Raw genomic sequence first — 26542 nt, forward strand, 5'->3', positions numbered from 1 at the left:
ACGTTCAAGACGGTCTCGGGGGGCCCGGCCGGCGGGGTGGGGAAGGCGGGTGCGCCACCGCGCGAGACCACCGGGGTGGGCTCCGGCCGGCCGCCGGGCGCCGTGAAGACCCACGTCCGGTACGACCAGAAGCGGAACAGGGTCGCGATGCCGATGCCGAAGAACTTGGAGACGTTGCCGGCCAGCGCGCCGTCCCAGCCGAACCCGTACGTGGTCAGGTAGAGGACCGAGTTCTCGATGACCAGGCCGATCGCGCTGAAGAAGAGGAAGAGGCCCAGCTCCCTGCGCCGGCCCGTCCCCTCGTCCCGGCCGGGGTCCCGGTACGCGAAGTACCGCAGGCCGAGGTAGTTGCCCAGGACCGCGACGGCCGTCGCCACGACACTCGCCCTGACGGTCTGCCAGTGGACGACGGTCCTGATGGCGTTGAAGACCGCGAAGTTGACGACGAATCCCGAGAGCCCCACCACGCCGAACTTCGCGATCTCGCGGAACAGTCTCCCCGACCGCGAGGGAACCGCGTGCCGTCCGCCCATCGCGCACTCAGCTCCGCCGGCTGCGCAACCGCAGCCGCAGCGGCACCAGCGCCGACTCGATCTGCGTCGCGAGGTTCATCTTGGAGACGCCCTCCGTGCGCTCCTCGAACCGGATCGGGATCTCGACGGCGCTGTGACCGGCACGGACGGCCTTGTACTTCAGCTCCACCTGGAAGCTGTAGCCGGCGCTGTCCAGGGTGGCCAGGTCGACGTCCCGAAGGGCCTGCGCGGACCACAGGTTGAAGCCGGCGGTGATGTCCCGGATCTTGGTGCCGAGCACGGCGCGGGCGTAGCGGTTGGCGAAGCGGGACAGCAGCACCCGGTGCCTGCCCCACTCCTCGTCCAGCGCACCGCCCTCGACGTACCGGCTGCCGATCACCAGGCCGACCCCGGAGGCCAGGGCCGTGCCCAGCATCCGCGGCACCGCCTCCACCGGGTGGCTGCCGTCGGCGTCCATCTGCAGGACATAGCCGGCGCCCTCGGCGAGCGCGGCGCTCATGCCCGCCACATAGGCCCGTCCCAGCCCGTCCTTCTCGGTCCGGTGCAGCACGCTCATCCGCCACCGGCCGTCCCCGTTGTACTTCTCGGCCAGTTCCTCGGCGATCCGCCCGGTGCCGTCCGGGCTGGAGTCGTCGACGATCTTCAGGTGCAGCCCGTCGACCGGCAGTCCGAGCACCGCCTCGGCCATCCGCGGCAGGTTCGCCGCCTCGTTGTACGTCGGCATCACCACGGTGACCGGTACGCCGGCGTACATGTCGTGGCCCCTCATGTCGTTCCGTCCCTCCCCTGGAGGCCCTGGCGGGCCCCGTCCGCGACGGGCGCGGGCCTGCCCAGCGCCCGGAACTGCCAGCCCGCCGCGGTCCACCCCCTCGCGTCGAGCACCCCCCGCCCGTCCACGATCCGCGGACGGGAAACCAGCGACCGGGCCCGTGCCGGGTCGATCTCCCGGAACTGCCGCCACTCGGTCAGATGCAGCACCAGATCGGCCCCGAGCAACGCCTCCTCGGCCGACATCGCGTACCCGAGCAGCGGGAACGTCTTGCGGGCGTTGTCCATCGCCTCGGGGTCGTAGACCGTGACGTCGGCGCCGTCGAGCTTCAGGCGCGCGGCCACGTTCAGGGCGGGCGAGTCGCGGATGTCGTCCGAGTCCGGCTTGAACGCCGCGCCCAGCACGGCGATCCGAGCGCCCAGTACGGTGCCCCCGCACAGCTCGCGGGCCAGCTCGACCACCCGGTCGCGGCGCCGCATGTTGATCGCGTCGACCTCGCGCAGGAACGTCAGCCGCACCCCCAGTTCGTCGGCGCGGTGCGCGAAGGCGCGGATGTCCTTGGGCAGGCAGCCCCCGCCGAAACCGACCCCGGCCCGCAGGAACCTCCCACCGATCCGGTCGTCGTGCCCGAGGGCCTCGGCGAGGACCCCGACGTCGCCGCCGGCGGCCTCGCACACCTCGGCCATCGCGTTGATGAAGGAGATCTTGGTGGCGAGGAAGGCGTTGGCGGCCGTCTTGACCAGCTCGGCGGTCGGGAAGTCCGCGGTGACGAGCGGTGTCCCGGCGGCCAGGACAGGCGCGTAGACCTCGCGCAGAATCGATTCGGCCCGTGCGGAGGCCACGCCGAACACCAGCCGGTCCGGCCGCAGCGTGTCCTCGACGGCGAAGCCCTCCCGGAGGAACTCCGGGTTCCAGGCGACCTCGATGCCGTGCGCGTCCGCCAGCCGCCGCGCCGTCCCCACCGGCACGGTCGACTTGCCCACCAGCAGCGCGTCCTCGGCAGCGTGCGCCGCGACCGCCGCGAAGGCCGCGTCGACGTACGTCAGGTCCGCGCCGTCGGAGCCCGCTCGCTGCGGGGTGCCCACGCACACGAAGTACACCTCCCCGAAGGCGCCGGCCTCCTCGTACGACGTGGTGAACCGCAGCCGCCCGCTCGCGGTGTGCCGTGCGATCAGCTCGGGCAGCCCCGGCTCGTGGAACGGCACCCGCCCGGACCGCAGCGCGGCGACCTTGTCCGGATCGACATCGACCCCGAGCACCTCGTGCCCGAGCTCCGCCATGCAGGCGGCGTGGGTGGCACCGAGGTAGCCGGTGCCGATGACGGTGAGCCGCACCTCGCGGCCTCCTTCTTACTCGTGTCAGCCGTTACCTGCGCTCGAGCAGCTGCACCACGACGTGGTTCAGCTTCACCGTGCGCACGGCCTTGAAGTCCTTCTCGATCACGGCGGCCGCCTTCTCGTCCTTGCCGGTGAGCAGCGGGCGTCCGTCGCTGACGGTGGAGACCAGCCAGAGCCGGTCGGCGCCCTTGAGGCAGCGGGCAGGATGCTTGCACTCGGAGGCGCCGTACGACCCGTTCTGCTGCGGGGTCCACTCCATGAGCACGTCCTTCGGGGCCTTGCGGTCCCGCAGCTCGTAGGCCATGGCACGGCGCTCGGACATCACGCCGTTGAAGATCATCCCGTCGCCGGGCCGCTCCCCGGCCGCGATCACGTTCGCGGCCCCCCGGTAGTCCGGCTCCGTGGCCAGGTCCCGCTTGGCGTCGCCGATCGCCGGCCACGCCACGAAGGCGTATCCGGCCGCGACGACGGCCACCAGCACACCGCTGAGCACCTTGACGCCGGCACCCCGGCGGGCCTGAGGATCGAGCCGCCCGGCGAGCCGGGTGACGGCGGCGGCCACCAGGAGCGTCCACGCCGGAATCGTGAACAGGAGATAGCGCGGCAGGAACAGATGGAGCTGGTTGGCCGTCAGGAAGGTGAGCACGGGGGGCAGCACCGCCCAGGCGGCGAGCACGAACGCGTACCGCCGCGCCGCGAGCAGGCCGAGCAGCCCGAGGCCCATGACCGCGCCGCCCGTGGTCCACGAGCCGAAGAGGGTCGACGGAAGCTGCGTCAGATCGCTGGTCGTGGTGACGTTCCAGGCGATCTGCCCGCTCTGGCCCGTGCCCTGCGCCACCATCGGAAAGGTGATGGACAGGCCCAGCAGCGCCGCTCCCGCGAAGGCGTAGCCCGCGATGCGGTCACCGCGCCGCTTGGCCTGCACCACCAGCAACAGGTGCGCGGCGAGGACGGACATGGCCACCAGGTGGCTGAAACCAGTCGCCGCGAGGGCGAGCCCGTACCCGGTCCAGGCGCCCAGGCCCGGCCTGTCCAGGGCCCGCAGCAGGAGCAGCGTGGCCAGCAGCGCGAACATCGTCGCGAACGCGTACGGCCGTGCCTCCTGCCCGTACCGGGTGATCGCCGGCACCACCGCGAACAGCAGTCCCGCCAGCAGACCCGTGCGCAGCGCGAACATCCGCCGCCCGATGAGAGCGACGAGACCCGCCGAAGCGGCCATGGCCAGCGCCTCCGGGAGCCGCAGCATCGCAGGCGAGTCGCCGGCGCCCATGATCCACAGGTGCATGGAGGCGTAGTACGGCGTGAAGACGACGTCGATGTTGTCGATCAGCCGCCCGAGGTAGTGCCACGACAGCGTGGACGCCCACCAGGTGGCGTGCTCGTCGCGCCAGAGCTGACGGCGGCCCAGCCCGGGCAGCACACACGCGAGCGCGACCAGCGCGGGCAGCGCGAAGACGACCGGAGCCGAACCCCTGCCGGGGCCGGACGCGGCCCTGCGGCGGCCGGCCCGTGTGTGCTGCGCGGAGCCCTGGGACTCGTCGACCGAGGGGGAGTACGCCGTCATCGCTTCACCCAGATCCGGTACGGGGCCCGTCCGCCGTCCTTGCCGGAGGCCCGCACCACGCCCAGCAGCCGGTACTTCCCGGAGCCGCGCAGCGCCTCGGGCACCGAGGCGGTCCGCAGCACGATCGCGTCGTAGGACCCCTTCTTCACCTCGGCGGCGAGGGCTTGGCCCCGCTCCGCCCGGTGCCACTGGCCGGGGCTCGTCCGCGCGCGCAGGTAGTACGCGGAGATCTCGGGCTCGTCGGTCAGGTAGCTGCCCTTGTCGTCGACCACCTTGCTCAGCGCGCCGACCAGGCCGGCGGAGTCCGGCGGCTCGTACAGCTCCCGGGTCTGCGCCATGCCGATGACCAGCGCGGCGACGTAGATCATGATGCCGATCTGCGGGTACCGGAAGTGGGCGCCCATCATCCGCGAGATGCCCAGTCCCGCCATCGGCACTGCGAAGAGCAGTCCGAAGCCCACGTGGATGTGCAACGAGCTGCCGTTGCCCAGCCAGGCCTGGTAGAGCGGGGCGAGCAGCGCGGTGGCGCACATCGTCAGGCCCAGCGCGGACCGCCGGATCGCACCGGGCGCGGATCCCTCGGCCCACGGCATCTCGCCCATGCGGGCCCGGCGGACGTACCCCACGGCACCGATCAGGGCGACCACCACGACGACCCCGCCCCACTCGGCGCTCTTCCTCAGCAGGTCGAACGCGCTGTCGGTGCCATGGGCGTTCCAGCCGCTCGGCGTGCCGACGAGCCGGACGCCCACGAAGCACAGGGCCCCGGTCGCCACGGCGAACAGCGCGCCCCGCAGCAGGGCGCCCGCTGCGCGGAACCGGTAGGCGGTCAGCACCGCGAGCACGGCCAGCGTGGGCAGGTACAGCGCCGCCGAGTACGCGGCGAAGGGCGCCAGCGCCGCGAAGGGCGCCGCCACCAGCACGGCCGCCGGGCTGGACTGCCGGGTCCTGGCCAGCAGCCACAGGGCCGCCGCGAGCAGGAACAGCGACAGCGAGTGCCAGGAGGCGTACCGGCCCGTGAAGACGGTCGGCTCCAGCACCGAGTACATGGCGGCGGCGGCGAGAGCCGCCCGGGCGTTGAACAGCAGCCGGGTCGCGCCGAACAGCAGGGCCGTCGCCCCGAGGGCCCAGGCCAGGCTCAGGGTCCGGGCGCCGGCCAGGCCGAGGCCGGCCACCGGTCCGGACAGCCTGCCGTCGGCCATGAGGAACTTCGCCTCCGGCGCGAAGGCGCTCCCGCCGAGCCGGTAGGACAGCCCCGCCTGCACCAGCAGGATCAGTACGAGCACGCCCCGGCTGATCCACGCCGAGCGGCCGTTGTCGACCGACCAGGCCGACACCGGTACCTCCGGCAGCACATAGCCCGGCTCGGGCTCCGCCACGGGCTCGGGCTCGACGACGGTGTAGTACGGCACGTAGTACTCGGCGTCGGGATCACCGCCGTAGAGCGGGTACTCCTGCCGGCCGTGCTGCTGCGGCTGCCCGGGATACGGCTGGGGCCGGGGCTGGGGCTGTCCGGCGTATGGCTGCCCGGCATACGGCTGCGGCTGCGGCTGCGGCTGCGGCTGCCCGGCGTATGCCTGCTGATGCTGCCCGTACGGCTGCGCCCGCGTCTGCGGTTCGTACGGCTGCTGCTGATCGGCGTACGGCGGTTGGTGCTGCTGCCAGTCCTGCCGTCCCGCGCCCGGCCGGCCGCCGCCCTGCTGATGGCTCATGACCGCGGCACCTCGAATCCGAAGGCGTCGCCCGCGATCAGGCGCTTGAACTCGGCCAGGGCGAGGGGGCTGCTCTGGATGCGCCAGTCGGCCCGCTTGGGGATGTTGAACCACAGGAAGCCGATGACGTCGCCGTCCTTCTCGACCCCTGTCAGCAGCGCGCGCACGTCCGCGCGCCGCCGCTCACCGGGCTCCGACGAGGTCTCGCTGATCAGCACCGGCTTGTGGGTGAACCGCGCCACCTGGCGCCGCGTCGGCCCGTACAGGGTGGCGAACGTGTGGGCGCCGGTCCTCGACCAGTAGCCGACGACCCCGACCCAGTCGACATAGGCGTCACCGGGCCAGTACGGCTCCAGCTCCACCGACGGCACCGGGTTGATCACATTGGGGCTCCACACCCAGATGACGTTGGTGGCGCCCACGTCCTGGAAGACGTCGTGGATGTGCCGCCACGCCTTCACGAAGGTCTCCGGCGTGGTGCCCTTGGTCCCCCACGGGTACCAGTTGCCGTTCATCTCGTGGCCGAAGCTGATCGCGACGGGCACGTTCGTCTCGTGGACGCTCTTCGCGAACTTCCTGATGTAGGCGTCCTGGGACCCGTCCGCGATCTTGTCGAGGCCGGGCTTGAACGGCTCCCACGACACGTACAGCAACCCGCCGTAGTCGAAGACGTTCCTGGCCCCCTCGGCGTTGAACCCGTCGCCCCACGAGGAGTACGAGCCGACCAGGTTCGGCTTCTTGCCGACGGTTCTGGCGAAGGCGTCCACGGGCTTCATGGAGCTGGGCGCTCCGTCCACCGCGACCCCGAAGAACTCCTTCTTCGGGTCCAGCAGGGGCGCCACGTCGTACGGCACCGCCGCCTCGGCCTTCCGGGACGAGGAGCCCGCGGGATGGCGAGCGGCCCTGGCCGCGGGGTCGTCGCCGCCGAGCAGGCCGCAGCCGGAGACGCCCCCCAGGAACACCAGCGCCGCGCACAGCGGCAGCAGGGTCTTGCGGATCATGCGGCGTCACCTGCTGTGTGGTGCTCCTTGGGCTGGATCAGCGCACGGGTGACCACCAGCGCGTAGAACAGCCCCGAGGACAGGACGAGGGCGAAGTCCGGCGGATACCCGGTGAAGAGCCGGTACACGGCGGCGCCGACCCACACCACGGCGGTGCCGCCGCTCCAGATCCACAGGCCCAGCCAGAACCGGCGCGTCTTGTTCTTCTTCGCGCCCTTGGAACCGGTCGGCTGCCAGCCCATGCGCTGCTTGCGCAGGATGTCCCAGATGGCGAAGACGTGCGCCCAGCCGTACATCAGCCGGGCCGACCAGGCCTCCAGCCGGTAGGGCGCCTTGTGCCACATCGGGAAGACGAGCGTCGTGTAGGCGATGCTGGGCAGCACCCAGACCAGGTTCTTGACCTGGAGCATCTCGGGGCTGGTGAGCAGCAGGACGATGGGCACGAGCGGCGCGACGAAGGTGAACAGCGCCGTGTGGATGTAGTAGAAGAAGCCGGACATGTAGCACAGCCGGCTGGAGAACCGGATCGGCGCGTCCCAGAACTTCCCGCTGCCGAGCAGCGACATCGAGCCCGAGCACCAGCGGTACTGCTGGTTGAAGAAGGCGCCGGCCGTGTCCGGGCACACGCCGGTGGACAGCGCGATCGGCACGTACTTCAGGTCCCAGCCGAGTCCGCGCAGGTCGAATCCGGTGTGCACGTCCTCGGAGTGCTCGATCAGCGTCGTCCCGCCGTTGGTCTCCAGGGCCGCCCGCCGGTAGACGGCGCACGAGCCCACGCAGATGGCGCCGTCGCTGTTCTGACGCGACACCTGCACCGATCGGTAGAACAGCTCCTGCACCGCTCCCGCGCCGCGCTCGATCCAGTTCTGCGAGTCCAGGACGCGGAAGTACTGCGGCGACTGCACGATGCCGATGCGCGGATCGGCCTCCATGTACGGCAGCAGCTCCTCGAGCAGGTCGGCGCGCGGGGTGAAGTCGGCGTCCAGGATCAGGACGTAGGCGCCGTCCGACTGTCCGAAGCCGAAGTGCAGGTTGCCGGCCTTCTTGAACCAGCCGCGGTTCTCCCGGGTGCCGTAGCGGAACCCGAAGTCGCGGGCCATCGCCTCCAGCTCGGGGCTGGCACCGTCGTCGAGCACGAACGGAACGCAGACGCCGGGATAGTGGTCGGCCATCTCCCGTACGCGCCGCCAGGTGTTGTGCAGCACCTCGATGGGTTCACCGCACACCGGCAGGAACACGTCGACCGTCGGGTACACCTCGGGCCGCCAGCCGTTCACCAGCCGCTTGTGGTAGGCGAGGTCGAAGTCCCTGGTGAAACCATTCACCCGCAGGGAGATCAAGTAGTAGACGACGGTGAAGAAGAGCGGTGGAGCGAAGATCCACGTCAGCGGACTGGCCTTCGCGAGTGCGACCTGACTTGCCGTCAGGCAACCGAAGCTGACGATCGACGCAAGCGTCAGAATCCACAGGTTGCGACGGCTGTAGGAGTACTTCTCCCGATCCGTCGGCGGCACCGGCAGCAGCCCCAGCGGGGCACCGTCGCCCCGGCCGGCTCTCCGCCGTCCTGCGCCCTGGCGCGGGGCAGCCCTGCGCCCCCCGGTGCGGGCAGCACCAACTGATGTCATGAAAAATCCACCCCCGGGCCGACAATGGCCCGCTGACCCCCACCCTGCGCCCGGCCCCCCTGTCGAACCAATGACCGAGCGACGCGACACTATACGAGAAATGTGAAAATGGTAAGGGACTTGTGGAAATCTAAGTCCGCTATGTCCGTTAAAGGGGCACATCTACCTGCACGGCGCAGGTAGATTGCACGTTTCGCATCTGCACCTCACGGGCAGAATGCACGGTTCCGCGCCCAAGGAGCCGGGCGCCGCGGGCGTTCAGCAGCAGCCCGCGCCGGGCAGCGTCCGCCTGTTGCGCGCTTCCCTGTTCCGGGCCGCCAGCAACTCGTCGGCGGGGTAGCCGACCTCCTCCAGGGTCAGCCCGTGCGGCCGCACGACATGGACGGCGGAGTCCCGCACGCCCGCGGTCAGTACCTTTCCGGGCCACTCCGGCCCCCGGTGCCCGTCCCCGACGAACAGCAGCGCACCGATCAGCGAGCGCACCATGTTGTGGCAGAAGGCGTCGGCCCGGACCGTGGCCGTGATGATGCCGTCGTCGCCCCGGACCAGGCTCAGTTCCTGCAGCGTGCGGATGGTGGTGGCGCCCTCCCGGCGCTTGCAGTACGCGGCGAAGTCGTGCTCGCCCAGCAGCGCTCGGGCAGCCTCGTTCATGGCGTCCACGTCGAGCGGCCAGTCGTGCCACAGGACGTGGTTGCGGAGGATGGGGTCTACGCCGCCGGGGTTGTCGGTGACCCGGTAGGCGTACCGGCGCCAGACGGCGGAGAACCGGGCGTTGAATCCGCGCGGCGCCGGCCGAAGCGCCCATACCCGCACGTCCTTCGGCAACCGGCCGGCGAGCCGCTTGAGCAGCTTCTGGTTGTGCTCGCGCCAGACCCCCTCGGGCAGGTCCACGTGCGCCACCTGTCCGCGCGCGTGGACCCCCGCGTCCGTGCGCCCGGCCACCGTCAGCTCGTACGTCTCCCGGGACCGCGTCACCGTGCGCAGGGCGTCCTCGATCTCGCCCTGCACGGTCCGCCTGCCGCCAGCCTGCTTGGCCCAGCCGTGGAAGTCGGTGCCGTCGTAGGAGATGTCGAGGCGGACACGGACGTGGCCGGGCTGTACTTCATCGCTCACCTGGAAATCCTCTCAGGGCGGTGCCGTGTGGAGAAAACGCGGAAGCGGGCCCGCCCCGAAGGGCGAACCCGCTTCCTGCGTCAGGCAGAGCCTCAGGCGTCCTTCGACTCCTCGGCGGCGGCCTCCTCGGCCGGAGCCTCGGTGGTCTCGGCAGCCTTGGCCTCGTCGGCCTCCTTGACCGCGCGCTTGGTGGCGGCCTCGGCCTCACCCACGGCCTTCTGCTGCACCGTCAGCGCCTCGACCAGCTCGATGACGGCCATGGGCGCGTTGTCGCCCCGGCGGTTACCGATCTTGGTGATGCGGGTGTAGCCACCCGGACGGTTCTCGTACCGCGGGCCGATCTCGGTGAAGAGCGTGTGGACGATGCTCTTGTCCGTGATGACCTGGAGCACCTGGCGGCGGTTGTGAAGGTCGCCCTTCTTCGCCTTGGTGATCAGACGCTCGGCGTACGGGCGCAGGCGGCGGGCCTTCGCCTCGGTGGTGGTGATACGGCCGTGCTCGAACAGCGACTTCGCGAGGTTCGCGAGGAGCAGCTTCTCGTGCGCGGCGCTGCCGCCCAGACGGGCACCCTTGGTGGGCTTCGGCATGGTTCTTCTCCTGTGTGTCTGCCCCGGCCGTGTCAGGTACCGGGGTCAGTATCCGAGCGGGCGGTTGCCCGTCGAAGATCCGGGTGCCCTTGCAGGCACCCGGAGCGTCCGCGCCCCCAAGGGGCGCGGGGAACTGCGGGACCGGCCACAGCCGGCCCGCAGCCGCGGTACGGCCCTCCTCGCGGAGCGCTCAGTACTGCTCGGTCTCGACGAACCCGGCGTCCGCGTCGTCGTCGGCACCGAAGGCGTCGGCGGCGGCGGTCGGGTCGAATCCGGGCGGGCTGTCCTTCAGGGCCAGGCCCATGCCGGCCAGCTTCGCCTTGACCTCGTCGATGGACTTCGCACCGAAGTTGCGGATGTCCAGGAGGTCCGCCTCGGAGCGGGCGACGAGCTCACCCACGGAGTGGATGCCCTCGCGCTTGAGGCAGTTGTAGGAGCGGACCGTGAGCTCCAGCTCCTCGATCGGCAGCGCCAGGTCGGCGGCCAGGGCGGCGTCCGTCGGGGACGGGCCCATGTCGATGCCCTCGGCGTCGATGTTCAGCTCGCGGGCGAGACCGAACAGCTCGACCAGGGTCTTGCCGGCGGAGGCCATGGCGTCACGGGGACGCATCGCCTGCTTGGTCTCGACGTCGACGATCAGCTTGTCGAAGTCGGTGCGCTGCTCGACACGCGTGGCCTCGACCTTGTACGTGACCTTGAGCACCGGCGAGTAGATGGAGTCGACCGGGATACGGCCGATCTCCTGGCCCACCTGCTTGTTCTGCACGGCGGAGACATAGCCGCGACCGCGCTCGACGGTCAGCTCCATCTCCAGCTTGCCCTTGCCGTTGAGCGTGGCGAGGACCAGGTCGGGGTTGTGCACCTCGACACCGGCCGGGGGCGCGATGTCGGCGGCGGTGACCAGACCCGGGCCCTGCTTGCGCAGGTACATCACGACCGGCTCGTCGTGCTCCGAGGAGACGACCAGCTGCTTGATGTTGAGGATCAGGTCGGTGACGTCCTCCTTGACGCCCGGCACGGTGGTGAACTCGTGCAGGACGCCGTCGATGCGGATGCTGGTGACAGCAGCGCCGGGGATCGACGACAGGAGGGTGCGGCGGAGCGAGTTGCCGAGGGTGTAGCCGAAGCCCGGCTCCAGCGGCTCGATCACGAACCGGGAGCGGAACTCGTCGACGACCTCTTCGGTCAACGAGGGTCGCTGAGCGATCAGCATGTGTGGATCAGATCCTTCAGTCGTGGGCGCCCGCTATATGACGCCCGACGGAACCCGTGCCCGAAAAACACGGGGTACTGCAAGGGTACGGGCGGTACGCCCCTTACGGAGCCGTACCGCCCGAATCCTCGAGGCAGCCGGACCTCAGACGCGGCGGCGCTTCGGCGGGCGGCAGCCGTTGTGCGGGGTCGGGGTGACGTCCTGGATGGAGCCGACCTCGAGGCCCGTGGCCTGCAGGGAGCGGATCGCGGTCTCACGACCGGAGCCCGGGCCCTTGACGAACACGTCGACCTTGCGCATGCCGTGCTCCTGGGCGCGGCGGGCGGCCGACTCGGCGGCCATCTGCGCGGCGAACGGCGTGGACTTCCGGGAGCCCTTGAAGCCGACGTGGCCGGCGGAGGCCCAGGAGATCACGTTGCCGGACGGGTCCGTGATGGAGACGATCGTGTTGTTGAACGTGCTCTTGATGTGCGCGTGGCCGTGAGCGACGTTCTTCTTTTCCTTGCGGCGCACCTTCTTGGCAGCGCCCTGACGACCCTTGGGGGGCATCTACAAACTCCTAGGGAGGTGGTCGGTCCTACAGCGAAGACCGTGGACAGGTGTCCGCTGCGGACTACTTCTTGCCCGGCTTCTTCTTGCCGGCGATGGCGCGACGCGGGCCCTTGCGGGTACGGGCGTTGGTGCTGGTGCGCTGACCGCGGACGGGCAGACCGCGACGGTGACGGAGACCCTGGTAGGTGCCGATCTCGACCTTGCGGCGGATGTCGGCCTGGATCTCGCGACGGAGGTCACCCTCGGTCTTGATGTTGTTGTCGACGTACTCACGGATCGCGACCAGCTGCTCTTCGGTCAGGTCACGAACACGGGTGTTCGGGTCGACGCCGGTCGCAGCCAGCGTCTCCTTCGAGAGCGTCCGGCCGATGCCGAACACGTAGGTGAGGGCGATCTCCACGCGCTTGTCGCGCGGGATGTCGACACCGGAAACGCGTGCCATTCAATGGCTCCTGGTGATCTTCGGAGGTCTGACGCAGAACCGGCTCCCGGCCGCCGTACGAGGTACGAACCGGGTCCCCGGCCTCCGAACCGGGGGTGTCGAGCCCTGACGGACTCGGGTCCTGCGTATGAACATATTCAGCTCGCGTCGCGCGAATCTCTGCGATAGCGGTGCAGAGGGTTCAGGTCGTGCGTCAGCCCTGGCGCTGCTTGTGGCGCGGGTTGTCGCAGATGACCATGACCCGGCCGTGGCGGCGGATCACCCTGCACTTGTCGCAGATCTTCTTGACGCTCGGCTTGACCTTCATGGGGTGAGGTTCTCCGGGTCAGTGCCATCGCTCCGGGCAACCCCGGGGCGCGGGCAAGATCTACTTGTAGCGGTAGACGATCCGGCCACGCGTCAGGTCGTACGGAGACAACTCCACCACGACCCGGTCGTCAGGGAGGATGCGGATGTAGTGCATGCGCATCTTGCCGCTGATGTGTGCCAGGACCTGGTGGCCGTTCTGGAGCTCGACCTTGAACATGGCGTTCGGCAGAGACTCGACGACAGTGCCCTCGATCTCGATGGCACCTTGCTTCTTGGCCACGCTTCGCCCTTCGAATCGACTACCTTGATCGACTCCCCCGCTTCCCCTTGCGGGCGCATGCGGACATGCGGGTGCACGAGAGCCGACGAGTCAGTCTACGTCGGCGCACCCGGAAAGGCGAATCGAGGAAGTCTGCCCCAACGGGGTGATCCCTAAGCGAGCGGGTCGGGAGCAGCCTTGACGCCGTACTCCGCGAGCTTCGCCCGGCCGCCGTCGGGCGCGGTCAGGACCAGCGGGCCCTGTTCGGTCAGGGCGACGGAGTGCTCCCAGTGGGAGGACCACGTGCCGTCCGTGGTGATGACCGTCCAGTCGTCCTCGAGGACCTCGGTCCTCGGGGTGCCGAGCGAGACCATCGGCTCGATGGCCAGGCAGAAACCGGGCACCAGCTTGGGGCCCTTGCCGCGGCGGCGGTCGACGTAGTTCAGCAGGTGCGGGTCCATGTGCATCTCGGTGCCGATGCCGTGGCCGCCGTAGTCCTCGATGATGCCGTAACGGCCGCCGCCGGGCTTGGGCTGGCGGCGGATGTAGGTCTCGATGGCCCGGGAGACGTCGACCAGGCGGTTGCCCTGCTTCATCGCCGCGATGCCGGCCCACATGGACTCTTCCGTCACCCGGGACAGCTCGATCAGCTCCGGGGCGTGGCCGGAGCCGACGAAGGCGGTGTACGCGGCGTCGCCGTGCCAGCCGTCCACGATCGCGCCGCAGTCGATGGAGATGATGTCGCCGTCCTTGAGGACGACCTTGTCCGACGGGATGCCATGGACGACGACGTCGTTCACGGAGGTGCAGATGGTCGCCGGGAAGCCGCCGTAGCCGAGGAAGTTCGACGTGGCGCCGTGCTCGGCGAGGACCTTGCGGGCGACCTCGTCGAGGTCCTTGGTGGAGGCGCCCGGCACCGCGGCCTCACGGGTGGCGGCGTGGATGGCGGCGACGACCAGGCCCGCCGCACGCATCTTGGCGATCTGCTCGGGCGTCTTGATCTGCACCATGGGGGGCCTGCGCTCTCCGTCACTCACGTGGGCTCGGTTACGTACACAACAGTACGGCCGCGGTACCCGCCGGGGCACCGCGGCCGGAAGGACCGGGATCTACTTCTCGGCCTTCTCGCGCTTGAGGGCCTCCAGCGCCCGCTGCGTGATCTCGTCCACCGGGCCCAGGGCGGAGATCGTCACGACCAGGCCCTGCGCCTTGTAGTAGTCGATGATCGGCTCGGTCTGCGTGTGGTAGACCTCCAGCCGCGTGCGGACGGTGTCCTCGGAGTCGTCGTCGCGCTGGTACAGCTCGCCGCCGCAGACGTCGCAGACGCCTTCCTTCTTCGGCGGGCTGTACGTCACGTGGAAGACGTGCGCGGAGTCGTTGCGGCAGATGCGCCGCCCGGCGATCCGCTTGACGACCTCGTCCTCGGGGACCTCCAGGTCCAGGACCGCGTCCAGCTTGATGTTCTCGCTCTCCAGCAGCTGGTCCAGCGCCTCGGCCTGCTTCACGTTCCGCGGAAAGCCGTCCAGCAGGAAGCCCTGCTCGGCGTCCGGCTGCTCCATGCGGTCCTTGGCCATCGCGATGGTCACCTCGTCGGGGACGAGGTTGCCGGCGTCCATGTAGGACTTCGCGAGCTTGCCCAGCTCCGTCTGCCGGCTGATGTTGGCCCGGAACAGGTCGCCCGTGGAGATGTGCGGAATGGCCAGCTTCTCGGCGAGGCGGACGGCTTGCGTTCCCTTACCGGCGCCCGGCGGCCCGACGAGGACGATACGCATCAGCGGAGGAACCCTTCGTAATTGCGCTGCTGGAGCTGGCTCTCGATCTGCTTCACCGTCTCGAGACCGACACCCACGATGATCAGGATGCTGGTCCCGCCGAACGGGAAGTTCTGGCTTGCCCCGAAGCCCACCAACGCCATTGTCGGTACGAGAGCGATCAGACCCAGATACAGCGAACCCGGCCAGGTGATCCGGTTGAGCACGTAGCTGAGGTACTCAGCGGTCGGTCGGCCAGCCCGGATGCCCGGGATGAAGCCACCATACTTCTTCATGTTGTCGGCGACTTCTTCGGGGTTGAAGGAGATCGCCACGTAGAAGAACGCGAAGAACACGATGAGCAAGAAGTACGTAACGATGTAAATCGGGTGGTCGCCCTTGGTCAGGTTCTGGGTGACCCACCGCTTCCAGCCCGAGTCGCCGCCCGCGAACTGCGCCACGAGCGCCGGGATGTAGAGCAGCGACGAGGCGAAGATGACGGGAATCACACCCGCCTGGTTCACCTTGAGCGGGATGTACGTGGACGTACCGCCATAGGAGCGACGGCCGATCATCCGCTTCGCGTACTGCACCGGGACACGGCGCTGCGCCTGCTCGACGAAGACGACCAGGCCGACCATGACCAGGCCGACCAGGATCACCGTGCCGAACTCGATCCAGCCGCCGGCCAGGGTGCCCTGCTTCTTGATGGCCCACAGCGCGGACGGGAACGTCGCGGCGATCGAGATGAACATCAGGATCGACATGCCGTTGCCGATGCCGCGGTCGGTGATCAGCTCACCGAGCCACATGACGACGGCCGTACCGGCGGTCATGCAGACCACCATGGTGATCGTGGTGAAGATGGCCTGGTCCGGGACGATGCTCCCGGCGACCGAGCAGCCGTTGAAGAGCGCGCCGCTGCGGGCGGTGGCCACCAGGCCGGTGCCCTGCAGGATGGCGAGGGCCACGGTCAGGTAGCGGGTGTACTGCGTGATCTTCGTGGTGCCGGCCTGGCCCTCCTTCTTCAGGGCCTCCAGACGCGGGATGACCACGGTCAGCAGCTGAAGGATGATGCTGGCCGTGATGTACGGCATGATGCCGAGCGCGAAGACCGTGATCTGCAGCAGCGCGCCACCGCTGAACATGTTGACGAGACCGAACAGGCCCTGGTTGCCCTGTGCCTCGGTCACACACTGCTGGACGGCCTTGTAGTTGACGCCGGGGATCGGGATGTGGGTACCGACCCGGTAGACCACGATGATGCCCAGCGTGAAGAGCAGCTTCTTGCGCAGGTCGGGCGTCCTGAACGCCCGGGCGAACGCGGTGAGCACGGTGCCTCCTGCGACCCCCGCGCAACTGCGTCAAGGGTGACGGTCTGAGGTTCGACGAATACGAAAAAGAACAGTGCAGGCCACCTTACCGGCGACACTGCCCCCCTTGGAACGACCAACCGGGGATACCCCATTGTGAGGTATCCCCGGTCGGGATCGCTTATGTCATCGCGACACGTCCGAAAGGGACTCAGACGAGCTCGGTGACCGTGCCGCCGGCGGCGGTGATCTTCTCCTTGGCGGAGCCGGAGACGGCGTCGACCGTCACCTGCAGCGCCACGGAGACCTCGCCCTGGCCGAGGACCTTGACCAGGCTGTTCTTGCGAACGGCGCCCTTGGCCACCAGGCCCTCGACCGTGACCTCGCCACCCTCGGGGTAGAGCGCGGCCAGCTTGTCGAGGTTTACGACCTGGTACTCGGTCTTGAACGGGTTCTTGAAGCCCTTCAGCTTCGGGAGGCGCATGTGCAGCGGCATCTGGCCGCCCTCGAAGCGCTCCGGAACCTGGTAGCGGGCCTTGGTGCCCTTGGTACCACGACCGGCCGTCTTACCCTTCGACGCCTCACCACGACCCACACGGGTCTTGGCGGTCTTGGCGCCCGGGGCGGGACGGAGGTTGTGGATCTTCAGCGGGTTCTGCTCCGCCATGATCAGTCGACCTCCTCGACCGTCACGAGGTGGCGGACGGTGTGCACCATTCCGCGGAACTCGGGGCGGTCCTCCTTGACGACCACGGTGTTGATCCCCTTGAGACCAAGCGACCGCAGGGTGTCACGGTGGTTCTGCTTGCTGCCGATGTAGGACTTGACCTGCGTGATCTTGAGCTGAGCCATGATTACGCACCCGCCCCGGCACGCGCACGCAGCAGGGCCGCGGGGGCGACGTCCTCGAGCGGCAGACCACGGCGGGCCGCGATCTCCTCGGGACGCTGCAGGCCCTTCAGGGCCGCCACGGTCGCGTGCACGATGTTGATGGCGTTGTCGGAGCCGAGCGACTTCGACAGCACGTCGTGGATACCGGCGCACTCGAGCACGGCGCGCACCGGACCACCGGCGATCACGCCGGTACCCGGGGACGCGGGCTTGAGCAGCACGACGCCGGCCGCCTTCTCACCCTGGATGGGGTGCGGAATGGTGCCCTGGATCCGCGGGACCTTGAAGAAGTGCTTCTTGGCCTCCTCAACGCCCTTGGCGATGGCGGCCGGCACCTCCTTGGCCTTGCCGTATCCGACACCCACGGTGCCGTCACCGTCGCCCACCACGACCAGCGCGGTGAAGCTGAAGCGACGACCACCCTTCACAACCTTGGCGACGCGGTTGATCGCGACGACGCGCTCAACGTACGCGGTCTTCTCGGCGGCAGCAGCGCCGCCGTCACGGCCCTTCCGGTCCCGCCGCTCGCCGCCACCGGCACCGCCACCGCGGCGCTGGGGTCCAGCCATTGGAATTACCTCTCTCTTTTTCCGCTAGCTACGGCAGGCTCAGAACTTGAGCCCGGCTTCGCGGGCGGCGTCCGCCAGGGCGGCGATGCGCCCGGCGTACTGGTTGCCACCACGGTCGAACACGACGGCCTCGACACCGGCGGCCTTGGCACGCTCGGCGACCAGGGCGCCGACCTGCTTGGCCTGCGCCGACTTGTCGCCCTCGGCACCACGGACCGACGCGTCCAGCGTGGACGCGGAAGCCAGGGTGTGGCCCTTGAGGTCGTCGATCACCTGCGCCACGATGTGGCGGTTGGAGCGGGTCACGACCAGACGGGGGCGCTCCGCCGTACCGGACACCTTCTTGCGGATCCGGAGATGACGGCGCTTGATCGCGGCGCGCTTGTAGGCGTCGCCCTTGAGGATCTTCTGCCCGTATGCCATGGCTTACTTACCCGCCTTTCCGACCTTGCGGCGGATGACTTCGCCCTCGTACTTGACGCCCTTGGCCTTGTACGGGTCGGGCTTGCGCAGCTTGCGGATGTTGGCCGCAACCTCGCCGACCTTCTGCTTGTCGATGCCCTCGACCGAGAAACGGGTCGGGCTCTCCACCTTGAAGGTGATGCCCTCGGGGGCCTCGACCAGGATCGGGTGGCTGTAACCGAGAGCGAACTCCAGGTTGGAACCCTTGGCGGTCACTCGGTAACCGACACCGCTGATCTCGAGCTTCTTCACGTAACCCTGGGTCACGCCGGTGATCATGTTCGCCACCAGCGTGCGGGAGAGGCCGTGCAGGGCCCTGCTCTGACGCTCGTCGTTCGGGCGGGTCACCTGCAGGGTGCCGTCCTCGCCCTTAGCGATGTCGATCGGAGCCGCGACGGTGTGGGACAGCGAGCCCTTGGGGCCCTTGACCGAGACCGTACGGCCGTCGATGGTGACGTCCACGCCGGCGGGAACCGCGATGGGGAGCTTGCCGATGCGCGACATAGCTGTTTCCTCCGTTCCCTTCTGCTACCAGACGTAGGCGAGGACTTCCCCACCCACGCCCTTCTTGCCGGCCTGCTTGTCGGTGAGGAGCCCGTGCGACGTGGAGATGATCGCCACGCCGAGGCCGCCCAGCACCTTGGGCAGGTTGGTGGACTTCGCGTACACCCGGAGACCGGGCTTGGAGATCCGCTTGATGCCCGCGATGGAGCGCTCACGGTTCGGGCCGAACTTCAGCTCGAGGACGAGGTTCTTGCCGACCTCGGCGTCCTCGACGCGCCAGCCCGTGATGAAGCCCTCCTGCTGGAGGATCTCCGCGATGTGCGACTTGATCTTGGAGTGCGGCATCGACACCGAGTCGTGGTATGCCGAGTTCGCGTTACGCAGACGCGTCAGCATGTCTGCGATCGGATCAGTCATGGTCATGAATTGGCCTGTGGCCTTTCTCGCCGGGGTTTCCTATATGCGCCATCCCTCTCCCCGTACTTCGAAGACGGGACGGGTGCGGCGCGGGGACCTACGGCGTAGTAAGTCGATCCAGGGCGGCAGAGGCCCAACCCTCCTAGCCTACGCCATGAGGGGGCGGGCCTCCGCCGACCCAGTTGCTTACCGAGAGGTCCAGGAATCCCTGAAAGCAGGGATTACCAGGAGCTCTTGGTCACGCCCGGCAGCTCGCCACGGTGAGCCATCTCACGAAGGCACACGCGGCACAGGCCGAACTTGCGGTACACGGAGTGCGGACGGCCGCAGCGCTGGCAGCGCGTGTAGCTACGCACACCGAACTTGGGCTTGCGAGCAGCCTTAGCGATCAGAGCCTTCTTCGCCATCTCGCTCACGCCTCCTTGAAGGGGAAGCCGAGGTGACGAAGGAGCGCACGGCCCTCAGCGTCGTTGGTCGCCGTGGTCACCACGGTGATGTCCATACCCCGGACGCGGTCGATCTTGTCCTGGTCGATCTCGTGGAACATGACCTGCTCCGTGAGACCGAAGGTGTAGTTGCCACGGCCGTCGAACTGCTTGGGGGACAGGCCGCGGAAGTCGCGGATGCGCGGCAGCGCGAGCGACAGGGTGCGGTCCAGGAACTCCCACATGCGGTCGCCACGGAGCGTGACGTGGGCACCGATCGGCTGGCCCTCGCGCAGCTTGAACTGCGCGATGGACTTGCGGGCCTTGGTGACGGCCGGCTTCTGACCGGTGATGGTGGTCAGGTCGCGGATAGCGCCCTCGATCAGCTTCGAGTCACGGGCGGCGTCGCCGACACCCATGTTGACCACGATCTTGACGAGGCCGGGAACCTGCATGACGTTCTCGTACTTGAACTCGTCACGCAGCTTGCCCGCGATCTCCTCGCGGTACTTCTGCTTCAGACGCGGAGTGGTGGTGGTAGCCATCAGATGTCCTCACCCGTCCGCTTGGCAACGCGGATCTTGTTGCCCTCTTCGTCGAAGCGGTAGCCGACACGCGTGACGACCTTCTTGCCGTCCTTCTCCACGACCAGCTGGACGTTGGAGACGTGGATCGGCGCCTCGGTGGTCACGATGCCGCCGGCCTGCGAACCGCGAGCGGTCGGACCGGCCTTGGTGTGCTTCTTGACCCGGTTGACACCCTCGACCAGGACGCGCTCCTCGCGCGGGTAAGCGGCAATGACCTTGCCCTGCTTGCCCTTGTCCTTGCCGGTGATGACCTGGACCAGGTCACCCTTCTTGATCTTCATGCTTACAGCACCTCCGGCGCGAGCGAGATGATCTTCATGAACTTCTTCTCGCGCAGCTCACGGCCGACCGGGCCGAAGATGCGGGTGCCGCGAGGGTCGCCGTCGTTCTTCAGAATGACGGCGGCGTTCTCGTCGAAGCGGATGTACGAGCCGTCCGGACGGCGGCGCTCCTTGACGGTGCGAACGATGACCGCCTTGACGACGTCACCCTTCTTCACGTTGCCACCGGGGATCGCGTCCTTGACGGTGGCGACGATGACGTCACCGATGCCCGCGTAGCGGCGACCGGAGCCACCGAGCACACGGATGCAAAGGATCTCCTTCGCACCAGTGTTGTCGGCGACACGCAGTCGCGACTCCTGCTGGATCACGTCTATCTCCTGATTGTCTGCCGGTTCCCTCCGGGAGTTGACCCGGAGAGCCTGGCGGAACTGTCCTGCGAGGGGTGCCACGCAGGAATTGCTTGCCCATCGGAAGAGCCGCGTCGCACGACTCACGCTCTTCCCGTGTGCGGCTTCGCAGCTCAGCCGGTCCCCGGTGGGTGGGCGCGCAACGGACTCACGCGCCCACCCACCGAGTGGGCCGAACTTGTCCTCGGGGCCGAAGCCCCGCAGGGACTACTTGGCCTTCTCGAGGATCTCGACGACGCGCCAGCGCTTCGTCGCGGACAGCGGCCGGGTCTCCATGAGGAGGACACGGTCGCCGACACCCGCGGCGTTCTGCTCGTCGTGCGCCTTGAGCTTGTTGGTACGGCGGATGACCTTGCCGTACAGCGCGTGCTTGACGCGGTCCTCGACGGCGACGACGACGGTCTTGTCCATCTTGTCGCTGACGACCAGACCCTCACGGGTCTTGCGGAAACCGCGCGCTTCCTTGTTCTGCTCAGTCACGTTGCTCTCGCTCATCAGGCGTTCTCCACCGTCTCGATGCCGAGCTCACGCTCGCGCATGAGGGTGTAGATCCGGGCGATGTCCTTGCGGACCGCCTTCAGACGGCCGTGGTTCTCGAGCTGGCCCGTCGCCGCCTGGAAGCGGAGGTTGAACAGCTCTTCCTTGGCCTCGCGGAGCTTCGCCAGAAGCTCCTCGTTGCCCAGCTCGCGCAGCTCGGACGCCTTGGTACCGGCCGACATCACGCTTCACCTGCCTCGCGCTTGACGATCCGGCACTTCATCGGCAGCTTGTGGGCCGCACGAAGCAGCGCCTCACGGGCGATCTTCTCGTTGGGGTACGACAGCTCGAACATCACGCGTCCGGGCTTGACGTTCGCGATCCACCACTCCGGCGAACCCTTACCGGAACCCATGCGGGTCTCGGCAGGCTTCTTGGTGAGGGGACGGTCCGGGTAGATGTTGATCCAGACCTTGCCGCCACGCTTGATGTGACGGGTCATCGCGATACGGGCCGCCTCGATCTGGCGGTTCGTCACGTAGGCCGGGGTCAGCGCCTGGATGCCGTACTCGCCGAACGCAACCTGCGTGCCACCCTTGGACATACCGTTGCGCTTCGGGTGGTGCTGCTTGCGGTGCTTGACCCTACGGGGGATCAGCATGACGGTCAGGCCTCCGTTCCGGTGCTCTCAGCCGGAGCGGCGGCGGGAGCCTCGGCCTTGGGGGCCTCGGCGCCGGCAGCCTGCTGCGGCTTGCGACCGCGCCGCTCGCCACCGCGGCCACCACGGGCCGGGCGGTCGGCACCACCACGGGCCGGGCGGTTACCCGCACGGGCCGCAGCGTTCTCGGCGCGGACCTCGGCGATGTTCTTGACGTCGCCCTTGTAGATCCAGACCTTCACGCCGATGCGGCCGAAGGTCGTCTTGGCCTCGAAGAAGCCGTAGTCCACGTTCGCGCGGAGCGTGTGCAGGGGCACGCGGCCCTCGCGGTAGAACTCCGAGCGGGACATCTCGGCGCCGCCGAGGCGGCCACCGCACTGGATCTTGATGCCCTTGGCGCCGGCCTTCATCGCCGACTGCATGCTCTTGCGCATGGCACGGCGGAAGGAGACGCGGGAGGAGAGCTGCTCGGCAACGGCCTGGGCCACGAGCTGAGCGTCGGTCTCGGGGTTCTTGACCTCGAGGATGTTCAGCTGGACCTGCTTGCCGGTGAGCTTCTCGAGGTCGCCGCGGATGCGGTCGGCCTCGGCGCCACGGCGGCCGATGACGATGCCCGGACGAGCGGTGTGGATGTCCACACGCACGCGGTCACGGGTGCGCTCGATCTCGACCTTGGAGATGCCGGCGCGCTCCATGCCGGACGTCATCATCCGGCGGATGGCGACGTCTTCCTTGACGTAGTCCTTGTACAGCTTGTCGGCGTACCACCGGGACTTGAAGTCCGTGGTGACACCGAGCCGGAACCCGTGCGGGTTTACCTTCTGGCCCATTACCGGGTTCCTTCCTTGCTGCTGACGACCACGGTGATGTGGCTGGTCCGCTTGCGGATCCGGTAGGCACGGCCCTGGGCGCGCGGACGGAACCGCTTCAGGGTCGGGCCCTCGTCGACGTAGGCCTCGGAAACGAAGAGGCTGTCGACGTCGGTGTGGTCGTAGTTGTGCGCGGCGTTGGCGATGGCGCTGTCGAGCACCTTGCCAACCGGAACCGAGGCAGCCTGCGGAGCGAATCGCAGGACGGCCTGGGCCTCCGTGGCGTCCATGCCACGGATGAGGTCCACCACGCGGCGGGCCTTCATGGGCGTGACGCGGATGTACCGCGCCTGGGCCCTGGCTTCCATGGTTGTCCTTCCAGTTACTTACGTGTCTGTTGCGATCCGCGCCTAGCGGCGCTTCGACTTCCGGTCTTCCTTGACGTGGCCCCGGAAGGTGCGCGTCGGCGAGAACTCGCCGAGCTTGTGGCCGACCATCGACTCGGTGACGAACACCGGGATGTGGGTCTTGCCGTTGTGCACCGCGATCGTGTGGCCGAGCATGGCCGGGACGATCATCGAGCGACGGGACCAGGTCTTGATGACGTTCTTGGTGCCGGCTTCGTTCTGCGTGTCCACCTTCTTCATCAGGTGGTCGTCGACGAAGGGCCCCTTCTTCAAGCTACGAGGCATCTCAACCCGTCCTTAGCGCTTCTTGTTCGTCTTGCGGCGGCGGACGATGTACTTGTTCGACGCCTTCTTGGGCGAACGAGTACGGCCTTCCTTCTTGCCCCACGGGGACACAGGGTGGCGACCACCGGAGGTACGGCCCTCACCACCACCGTGCGGGTGGTCGACCGGGTTCATCACGACACCACGGACGGTCGGGCGGACGCCCAGCCACCGCTTGCGGCCGGCCTTGCCCCAGTTGATGTTGCTCTGCTCGGCGTTGCCGACCTCGCCGACGGTGGCGCGGCAGCGGACGTCGACCAGGCGGATCTCACCGGAGGGCATGCGCAGGTGGGCCATGGAGCCCTCCTTCGCGAGCAGCTGCACGGAGGCACCGGCCGAGCGGGCGAACTTCGCGCCGCCGCCCGGACGCAGCTCGATGGCGTGCAGGGTCGTACCGACCGGGATGTTGCGCAGGGCGAGGTTGTTGCCCGGCTTGATGTCGGCCCCGGGACCGTTCTCGACGCGGTCGCCCTGGCTGAGGCCACGCGGCGCGAGGATGTAGCGCTTCTCGCCGTCCGCGTAGTGCAGGAGCGCGATGCGCGCGGTGCGGTTGGGGTCGTACTCGATGTGCGCGACCTTCGCCGGCACGCCGTCCTTGTCGTGACGACGGAAGTCGATCACTCGGTAGGCGCGCTTGTGTCCGCCACCCTGGTGGCGAACGGTCACACGACCGGCGTTGTTACGGCCGCCCTTGCTGTGCAGGGGACGGACCAGCGACTTCTCCGGCGTGGACCGCGTGACCTCGACGAAGTCGGCGACGCTGGCGCCACGACGGCCCGGCGTAGTCGGCTTGTACTTGCGGATTCCCATTTCTCAGTCCTCGTCCGATATCGGACGATCCGACCCGCTTACGCGGTCGGACCGCCGAAGATGTCGATACGGTCGCCCTCGGCGAGGGTCACGATCGCGCGCTTGGTCGCCGCACGCTGGCCGAAGCCGGTGCGGGTCCGCTTGCGCTTGCCCTGGCGGTTGATCGTGTTGACCCCGGTGACCTTGACGTCGAAGACCGCCTGGACGGCCTCCTTGATCTGGGTCTTGTTGGCCCGCGGGTCGACGACGAACGTGTACTTGTTCTCGTCGAGCAGCGCGTAGCTCTTCTCGGAGACGACCGGCTTCAGCAGGACGTCACGGGGGTCCGTGTACGACTTGCTCAGCGGGGTCTCGACGGTGTTCTTGCCCTCGGCGGCGTGACGGCGTGCCTTGGCGACGCGCGCGGCCTTGGCGGCCTTGGCGGCCTTCGAGGCGATAGCGGGGTGACGGATGGCCATCAGACCTCGCTCCCTTCAGAGTCGTTGGCCTTGTTCGGGCCGGCGACGAAGGACTCGAAAGCGGCCTGGGTGAAGACCACGTCGTCCGAGACGAGAACGTCGTACGTGTTCAGCTGGCCCGGCTCCAGGATGTGGACCTGGGGCAGGTTGCGGGCGGACAGCCACGCGGCCTCGTCGGCACGGTCGACGACCAGGAGCAGGTTCTTGCGCTCCGAGATCTTGCCGAACAGCGTCCTGGCGGCCTTGGTGCTGGGGGTCTCGCCCTCGACCACGCCGGAGACGACGTGGATGCGGTTGTGGCGCGCCCGGTCGGTGAGGGCACCGCGCAGGGCGGCGGCCTTCATCTTCTTCGGGGTCCGCTGCGAGTAGTCGCGCGGCACGGGACCGTGCACGACGCCACCACCGGCGAACTGCGGCGCGCGGGTCGAACCCTGGCGGGCGCGACCGGTGCCCTTCTGGCGGTACGGCTTCTTGCCACCACCACGGACTTCACCGCGGGTCTTGGTCTTGTGCGTGCCCTGACGGGCGGCAGCCAGCTGCGCGACGACGACCTGGTGGATCAGCGGAACGCTGACCTTGGCGTCGAAGATCTCCGCGGGGAGCTCGACGGAACCGGCCTTCTCGCCGGCCGGCGAAAGGATGTCAACAGTGCTCATCGGTTACCTCAGGCCCCCTTGGCCGCGGTGCGGACCAGGACGAGGCCGCCGTTCGGACCGGGAACCGCGCCCTTGATGAGCAGCAGACCCTTCTCCGCGTCAACGGCGTGGACGGTCAGGTTCTGGGTGGTGACCCGCTCGTTGCCCATGCGACCCGCCATGCGGAGGCCCTTGAACACACGGCCCGGGGTGGCGCAGCCACCGATGGAACCGGGAGAGCGGTGCTTGCGCTGGGTGCCGTGACCGGCGCCGAGGCCACCGAAGTTGTGGCGCTTCATGACACCGGCGAAGCCCTTGCCCTTGCTCTTGCCGGTGACGTCGACCTTGGTACCGGCCTCGAACACCTCGGCGGTGATCTCCTGGCCGAGCGTGTACTCGGAGGCGTCCGACGTGCGGATCTCGACGAGGTGACGACGCGGGGTGACGTCGGCCTTGGCGAAGTGGCCCTTGAGGGGCTTGTTCACCTTGCGCGGGTCGATCTCGCCGAAGGCGATCTGGACCGACTCGTAGCCGTCGACGTCGTTCGTACGGACCTGGGTGACGACGTTGGGGCCGGCCTTGACGACGGTGACCGGAACAACACGGTTGTTCTCGTCCCACACCTGCGTCATGCCGAGCTTCTCGCCCAGGATGCCCTTGATCTGCTTAGCCATTCTCAGCCCACCAGCCTCAGAGCTTGATCTCGATGTCGACACCGGCCGGGAGGTCGAGTCGCATCAGAGAGTCAACGGTCTTGGGGGTCGGGTCGAGAATGTCGATCAGGCGCTTGTGCGTGCGCATCTCGAAGTGCTCGCGCGAGTCCTTGTACTTGTGCGGCGACTTGATGACGCAGTACACGTTCTTCTCAGTGGGCAGCGGCACCGGGCCCGCGACCGACGCACCAGTGCGGGTCACCGTCTCGACGATCTTCTTCGCCGAGGAGTCGATGACCTCGTGGTCGTAGGCCTTGAGCCGGATGCGGATCTTCTGTCCCGCCATGGCTACTCAGTAGTCCTGTCTCTCTTACGCTCTGACACCCGGCGGATTCCTTCTGCTGCCGTCGTTTCTCCGACCCACGCGGTCGGGCGTGTCGCGCTCTCGCTGACACAGATGTCCCTTGTTCGAACATCCCCGCGGGATTACGACGGCCCTTCCGGAACCGTGGACCGGGGACCTCGGGCCCACCGGGCGCCTGGCCGGTGCCGCGCCCACGCTTCCCGGAAGATTCCCGTACGTCCGCCCCAGCGCTGCCGCGATGGCAGTTAGGGCGACGAGTACTGTGGGACTCGCTTCCGGTCCTCCCGGCGGGAGGCGCGCAGCATCAACACTCGACCGAGC

The 26542-nt window shown here is 68.4% G+C and carries 38 protein-coding genes; all 38 read right to left on the minus strand.

The window, feature by feature from the left end; all coding sequences use genetic code 11:
* On the minus strand, nucleotides 1-533 hold a 533-nt coding region (locus tag ACLU3S_RS09015), incomplete at its 3' end, for a GtrA family protein (protein ID WP_413951234.1).
* Between the two features lie 7 nt (nucleotides 534-540).
* Nucleotides 541-1302 (minus strand): polyprenol monophosphomannose synthase, encoded by a 762-nt coding sequence (locus ACLU3S_RS09020; protein WP_413951235.1) that lies wholly within the window; start codon nucleotides 1300-1302, stop codon nucleotides 541-543.
* Nucleotides 1299-2636 (minus strand): UDP-glucose dehydrogenase family protein, encoded by a 1338-nt coding sequence (locus ACLU3S_RS09025; RefSeq protein WP_413951236.1) that lies wholly within the window; start codon nucleotides 2634-2636, stop codon nucleotides 1299-1301. The genes ACLU3S_RS09020 and ACLU3S_RS09025 overlap by 4 nt, the downstream gene beginning before the upstream one ends.
* A gap of 31 nt (nucleotides 2637-2667) precedes the next feature.
* Nucleotides 2668-4203: a glycosyltransferase family 39 protein gene (locus ACLU3S_RS09030; protein WP_413951237.1), complete on the minus strand. Its 1536-nt coding sequence runs from the start codon at nucleotides 4201-4203 to the stop codon at nucleotides 2668-2670.
* Nucleotides 4200-5915 carry a hypothetical protein gene (locus ACLU3S_RS09035; RefSeq protein WP_413951238.1) on the minus strand — a complete coding sequence of 572 codons (1716 nt, stop codon included), beginning with the start codon at nucleotides 5913-5915 and terminating at the stop codon, nucleotides 4200-4202. The genes ACLU3S_RS09030 and ACLU3S_RS09035 overlap by 4 nt, the downstream gene beginning before the upstream one ends.
* Complete coding sequence (locus ACLU3S_RS09040; protein ID WP_413951239.1) at nucleotides 5912-6916, minus strand: glycoside hydrolase family 26 protein; 1005 nt, start codon at nucleotides 6914-6916, stop codon at nucleotides 5912-5914. Before ACLU3S_RS09040 ends, ACLU3S_RS09035 begins: the two co-directional genes overlap by 4 nt.
* The gene (locus ACLU3S_RS09045; RefSeq protein WP_413951240.1) at nucleotides 6913-8541 is read right to left on the minus strand and encodes a glycosyltransferase family 2 protein; all 1629 of its coding nucleotides are present in this window, start codon (nucleotides 8539-8541) and stop codon (nucleotides 6913-6915) included. The genes ACLU3S_RS09040 and ACLU3S_RS09045 overlap by 4 nt, the downstream gene beginning before the upstream one ends.
* Nucleotides 8542-8799: 258 nt before the next feature.
* Nucleotides 8800-9654 carry a tRNA pseudouridine(38-40) synthase TruA gene (truA, locus tag ACLU3S_RS09050; protein WP_413951241.1) on the minus strand — a complete coding sequence of 285 codons (855 nt, stop codon included), beginning with the start codon at nucleotides 9652-9654 and terminating at the stop codon, nucleotides 8800-8802.
* 92 nt (nucleotides 9655-9746) lie between these two features.
* Nucleotides 9747-10241, minus strand: coding sequence for a 50S ribosomal protein L17 (rplQ, locus tag ACLU3S_RS09055; protein WP_201832306.1), 495 nt, complete (start codon nucleotides 10239-10241; stop codon nucleotides 9747-9749).
* A gap of 190 nt (nucleotides 10242-10431) precedes the next feature.
* Entirely contained in the window at nucleotides 10432-11454 is a 1023-nt protein-coding gene (locus ACLU3S_RS09060; protein WP_003966937.1) for a DNA-directed RNA polymerase subunit alpha, read from the minus strand.
* Nucleotides 11455-11598: 144 nt separating this feature from the next.
* Nucleotides 11599-12003, minus strand: a complete 405-nt coding sequence (gene rpsK / locus ACLU3S_RS09065; protein ID WP_003956432.1) for a 30S ribosomal protein S11 — start codon at nucleotides 12001-12003, stop codon at nucleotides 11599-11601.
* Between the two features lie 64 nt (nucleotides 12004-12067).
* Complete coding sequence (gene rpsM, locus ACLU3S_RS09070) at nucleotides 12068-12448, minus strand: 30S ribosomal protein S13 (RefSeq protein ID WP_030641206.1); 381 nt, start codon at nucleotides 12446-12448, stop codon at nucleotides 12068-12070.
* Nucleotides 12449-12641: 193 nt separating this feature from the next.
* Nucleotides 12642-12755, minus strand: a complete 114-nt coding sequence (gene rpmJ, locus ACLU3S_RS09075; RefSeq protein WP_003974245.1) for a 50S ribosomal protein L36 — start codon at nucleotides 12753-12755, stop codon at nucleotides 12642-12644.
* A 60-nt stretch (nucleotides 12756-12815) separates the two neighbouring features.
* Nucleotides 12816-13037, minus strand: a complete 222-nt coding sequence (infA, locus tag ACLU3S_RS09080) for a translation initiation factor IF-1 (protein ID WP_003948620.1) — start codon at nucleotides 13035-13037, stop codon at nucleotides 12816-12818.
* Between the two features lie 152 nt (nucleotides 13038-13189).
* On the minus strand, nucleotides 13190-14026 hold the full coding sequence (gene map, locus ACLU3S_RS09085; RefSeq protein WP_413951242.1) for a type I methionyl aminopeptidase: 837 nt from the start codon (nucleotides 14024-14026) through the stop codon (nucleotides 13190-13192).
* 99 nt (nucleotides 14027-14125) lie between these two features.
* A complete protein-coding gene (locus ACLU3S_RS09090) occupies nucleotides 14126-14788 on the minus strand; it encodes an adenylate kinase (protein ID WP_413951243.1) in 663 nt (220 codons plus the stop codon).
* Complete coding sequence (gene secY, locus ACLU3S_RS09095; RefSeq protein WP_413951244.1) at nucleotides 14788-16101, minus strand: preprotein translocase subunit SecY; 1314 nt, start codon at nucleotides 16099-16101, stop codon at nucleotides 14788-14790. The genes ACLU3S_RS09090 and secY overlap by 1 nt, the downstream gene beginning before the upstream one ends.
* A 190-nt stretch (nucleotides 16102-16291) precedes the next feature.
* Nucleotides 16292-16747, minus strand: a complete 456-nt coding sequence (gene rplO / locus ACLU3S_RS09100; protein WP_030745257.1) for a 50S ribosomal protein L15 — start codon at nucleotides 16745-16747, stop codon at nucleotides 16292-16294.
* Between the two features lie 2 nt (nucleotides 16748-16749).
* The gene (gene rpmD / locus ACLU3S_RS09105; RefSeq protein ID WP_003998814.1) at nucleotides 16750-16932 is read right to left on the minus strand and encodes a 50S ribosomal protein L30; all 183 of its coding nucleotides are present in this window, start codon (nucleotides 16930-16932) and stop codon (nucleotides 16750-16752) included.
* Nucleotides 16933-16934: 2 nt separating this feature from the next.
* Nucleotides 16935-17540 carry a 30S ribosomal protein S5 gene (gene rpsE / locus ACLU3S_RS09110; protein WP_003992370.1) on the minus strand — a complete coding sequence of 202 codons (606 nt, stop codon included), beginning with the start codon at nucleotides 17538-17540 and terminating at the stop codon, nucleotides 16935-16937.
* Between the two features lie 39 nt (nucleotides 17541-17579).
* Nucleotides 17580-17963, minus strand: a complete 384-nt coding sequence (gene rplR / locus ACLU3S_RS09115) for a 50S ribosomal protein L18 (protein ID WP_413951245.1) — start codon at nucleotides 17961-17963, stop codon at nucleotides 17580-17582.
* 3 nt (nucleotides 17964-17966) lie between these two features.
* Nucleotides 17967-18506: a 50S ribosomal protein L6 gene (gene rplF, locus ACLU3S_RS09120; RefSeq protein ID WP_413951246.1), complete on the minus strand. Its 540-nt coding sequence runs from the start codon at nucleotides 18504-18506 to the stop codon at nucleotides 17967-17969.
* A 24-nt stretch (nucleotides 18507-18530) separates the two neighbouring features.
* On the minus strand, nucleotides 18531-18929 hold the full coding sequence (gene rpsH / locus ACLU3S_RS09125) for a 30S ribosomal protein S8 (RefSeq protein ID WP_055706474.1): 399 nt from the start codon (nucleotides 18927-18929) through the stop codon (nucleotides 18531-18533).
* Nucleotides 18930-19144: 215 nt separating this feature from the next.
* Nucleotides 19145-19330 carry a type Z 30S ribosomal protein S14 gene (locus ACLU3S_RS09130; protein WP_059127180.1) on the minus strand — a complete coding sequence of 62 codons (186 nt, stop codon included), beginning with the start codon at nucleotides 19328-19330 and terminating at the stop codon, nucleotides 19145-19147.
* A 5-nt stretch (nucleotides 19331-19335) separates the two neighbouring features.
* Nucleotides 19336-19893: a 50S ribosomal protein L5 gene (rplE, locus tag ACLU3S_RS09135; RefSeq protein ID WP_019753095.1), complete on the minus strand. Its 558-nt coding sequence runs from the start codon at nucleotides 19891-19893 to the stop codon at nucleotides 19336-19338.
* A complete protein-coding gene (rplX, locus tag ACLU3S_RS09140; protein ID WP_196460383.1) occupies nucleotides 19893-20216 on the minus strand; it encodes a 50S ribosomal protein L24 in 324 nt (107 codons plus the stop codon). The genes rplE and rplX overlap by 1 nt, the downstream gene beginning before the upstream one ends.
* A 2-nt stretch (nucleotides 20217-20218) precedes the next feature.
* On the minus strand, nucleotides 20219-20587 hold the full coding sequence (gene rplN / locus ACLU3S_RS09145; RefSeq protein WP_003998823.1) for a 50S ribosomal protein L14: 369 nt from the start codon (nucleotides 20585-20587) through the stop codon (nucleotides 20219-20221).
* Between the two features lie 246 nt (nucleotides 20588-20833).
* The gene (gene rpsQ / locus ACLU3S_RS09150; protein ID WP_330338323.1) at nucleotides 20834-21121 is read right to left on the minus strand and encodes a 30S ribosomal protein S17; all 288 of its coding nucleotides are present in this window, start codon (nucleotides 21119-21121) and stop codon (nucleotides 20834-20836) included.
* The gene (gene rpmC / locus ACLU3S_RS09155) at nucleotides 21121-21345 is read right to left on the minus strand and encodes a 50S ribosomal protein L29 (protein ID WP_007494763.1); all 225 of its coding nucleotides are present in this window, start codon (nucleotides 21343-21345) and stop codon (nucleotides 21121-21123) included. The genes rpsQ and rpmC overlap by 1 nt, the downstream gene beginning before the upstream one ends.
* Nucleotides 21345-21764: a 50S ribosomal protein L16 gene (gene rplP, locus ACLU3S_RS09160; RefSeq protein ID WP_030174541.1), complete on the minus strand. Its 420-nt coding sequence runs from the start codon at nucleotides 21762-21764 to the stop codon at nucleotides 21345-21347. Before rplP ends, rpmC begins: the two co-directional genes overlap by 1 nt.
* A gap of 5 nt (nucleotides 21765-21769) precedes the next feature.
* Nucleotides 21770-22591 (minus strand): 30S ribosomal protein S3, encoded by an 822-nt coding sequence (gene rpsC / locus ACLU3S_RS09165; protein WP_014674374.1) that lies wholly within the window; start codon nucleotides 22589-22591, stop codon nucleotides 21770-21772.
* Nucleotides 22591-22938 carry a 50S ribosomal protein L22 gene (gene rplV / locus ACLU3S_RS09170; RefSeq protein ID WP_030778516.1) on the minus strand — a complete coding sequence of 116 codons (348 nt, stop codon included), beginning with the start codon at nucleotides 22936-22938 and terminating at the stop codon, nucleotides 22591-22593. The genes rpsC and rplV overlap by 1 nt, the downstream gene beginning before the upstream one ends.
* 42 nt (nucleotides 22939-22980) lie before the next feature.
* A complete protein-coding gene (gene rpsS / locus ACLU3S_RS09175; RefSeq protein WP_030641188.1) occupies nucleotides 22981-23262 on the minus strand; it encodes a 30S ribosomal protein S19 in 282 nt (93 codons plus the stop codon).
* 12 nt (nucleotides 23263-23274) lie between these two features.
* Entirely contained in the window at nucleotides 23275-24111 is an 837-nt protein-coding gene (gene rplB / locus ACLU3S_RS09180; protein ID WP_070026315.1) for a 50S ribosomal protein L2, read from the minus strand.
* Between the two features lie 38 nt (nucleotides 24112-24149).
* Nucleotides 24150-24569, minus strand: coding sequence for a 50S ribosomal protein L23 (gene rplW, locus ACLU3S_RS09185; RefSeq protein ID WP_014674371.1), 420 nt, complete (start codon nucleotides 24567-24569; stop codon nucleotides 24150-24152).
* A complete protein-coding gene (gene rplD, locus ACLU3S_RS09190) occupies nucleotides 24569-25225 on the minus strand; it encodes a 50S ribosomal protein L4 (RefSeq protein WP_413951247.1) in 657 nt (218 codons plus the stop codon). Before rplD ends, rplW begins: the two co-directional genes overlap by 1 nt.
* Nucleotides 25226-25233: 8 nt before the next feature.
* The gene (gene rplC / locus ACLU3S_RS09195) at nucleotides 25234-25878 is read right to left on the minus strand and encodes a 50S ribosomal protein L3 (RefSeq protein WP_166001518.1); all 645 of its coding nucleotides are present in this window, start codon (nucleotides 25876-25878) and stop codon (nucleotides 25234-25236) included.
* Between the two features lie 16 nt (nucleotides 25879-25894).
* The gene (gene rpsJ / locus ACLU3S_RS09200) at nucleotides 25895-26203 is read right to left on the minus strand and encodes a 30S ribosomal protein S10 (RefSeq protein WP_003948644.1); all 309 of its coding nucleotides are present in this window, start codon (nucleotides 26201-26203) and stop codon (nucleotides 25895-25897) included.
* Nucleotides 26204-26542 lie beyond the last annotated feature (339 nt).

It is taken from the genome of Streptomyces sp. AF1A (assembly GCF_047340315.1).
In the GTDB taxonomy this organism is placed as follows: domain Bacteria; phylum Actinomycetota; class Actinomycetes; order Streptomycetales; family Streptomycetaceae; genus Streptomyces.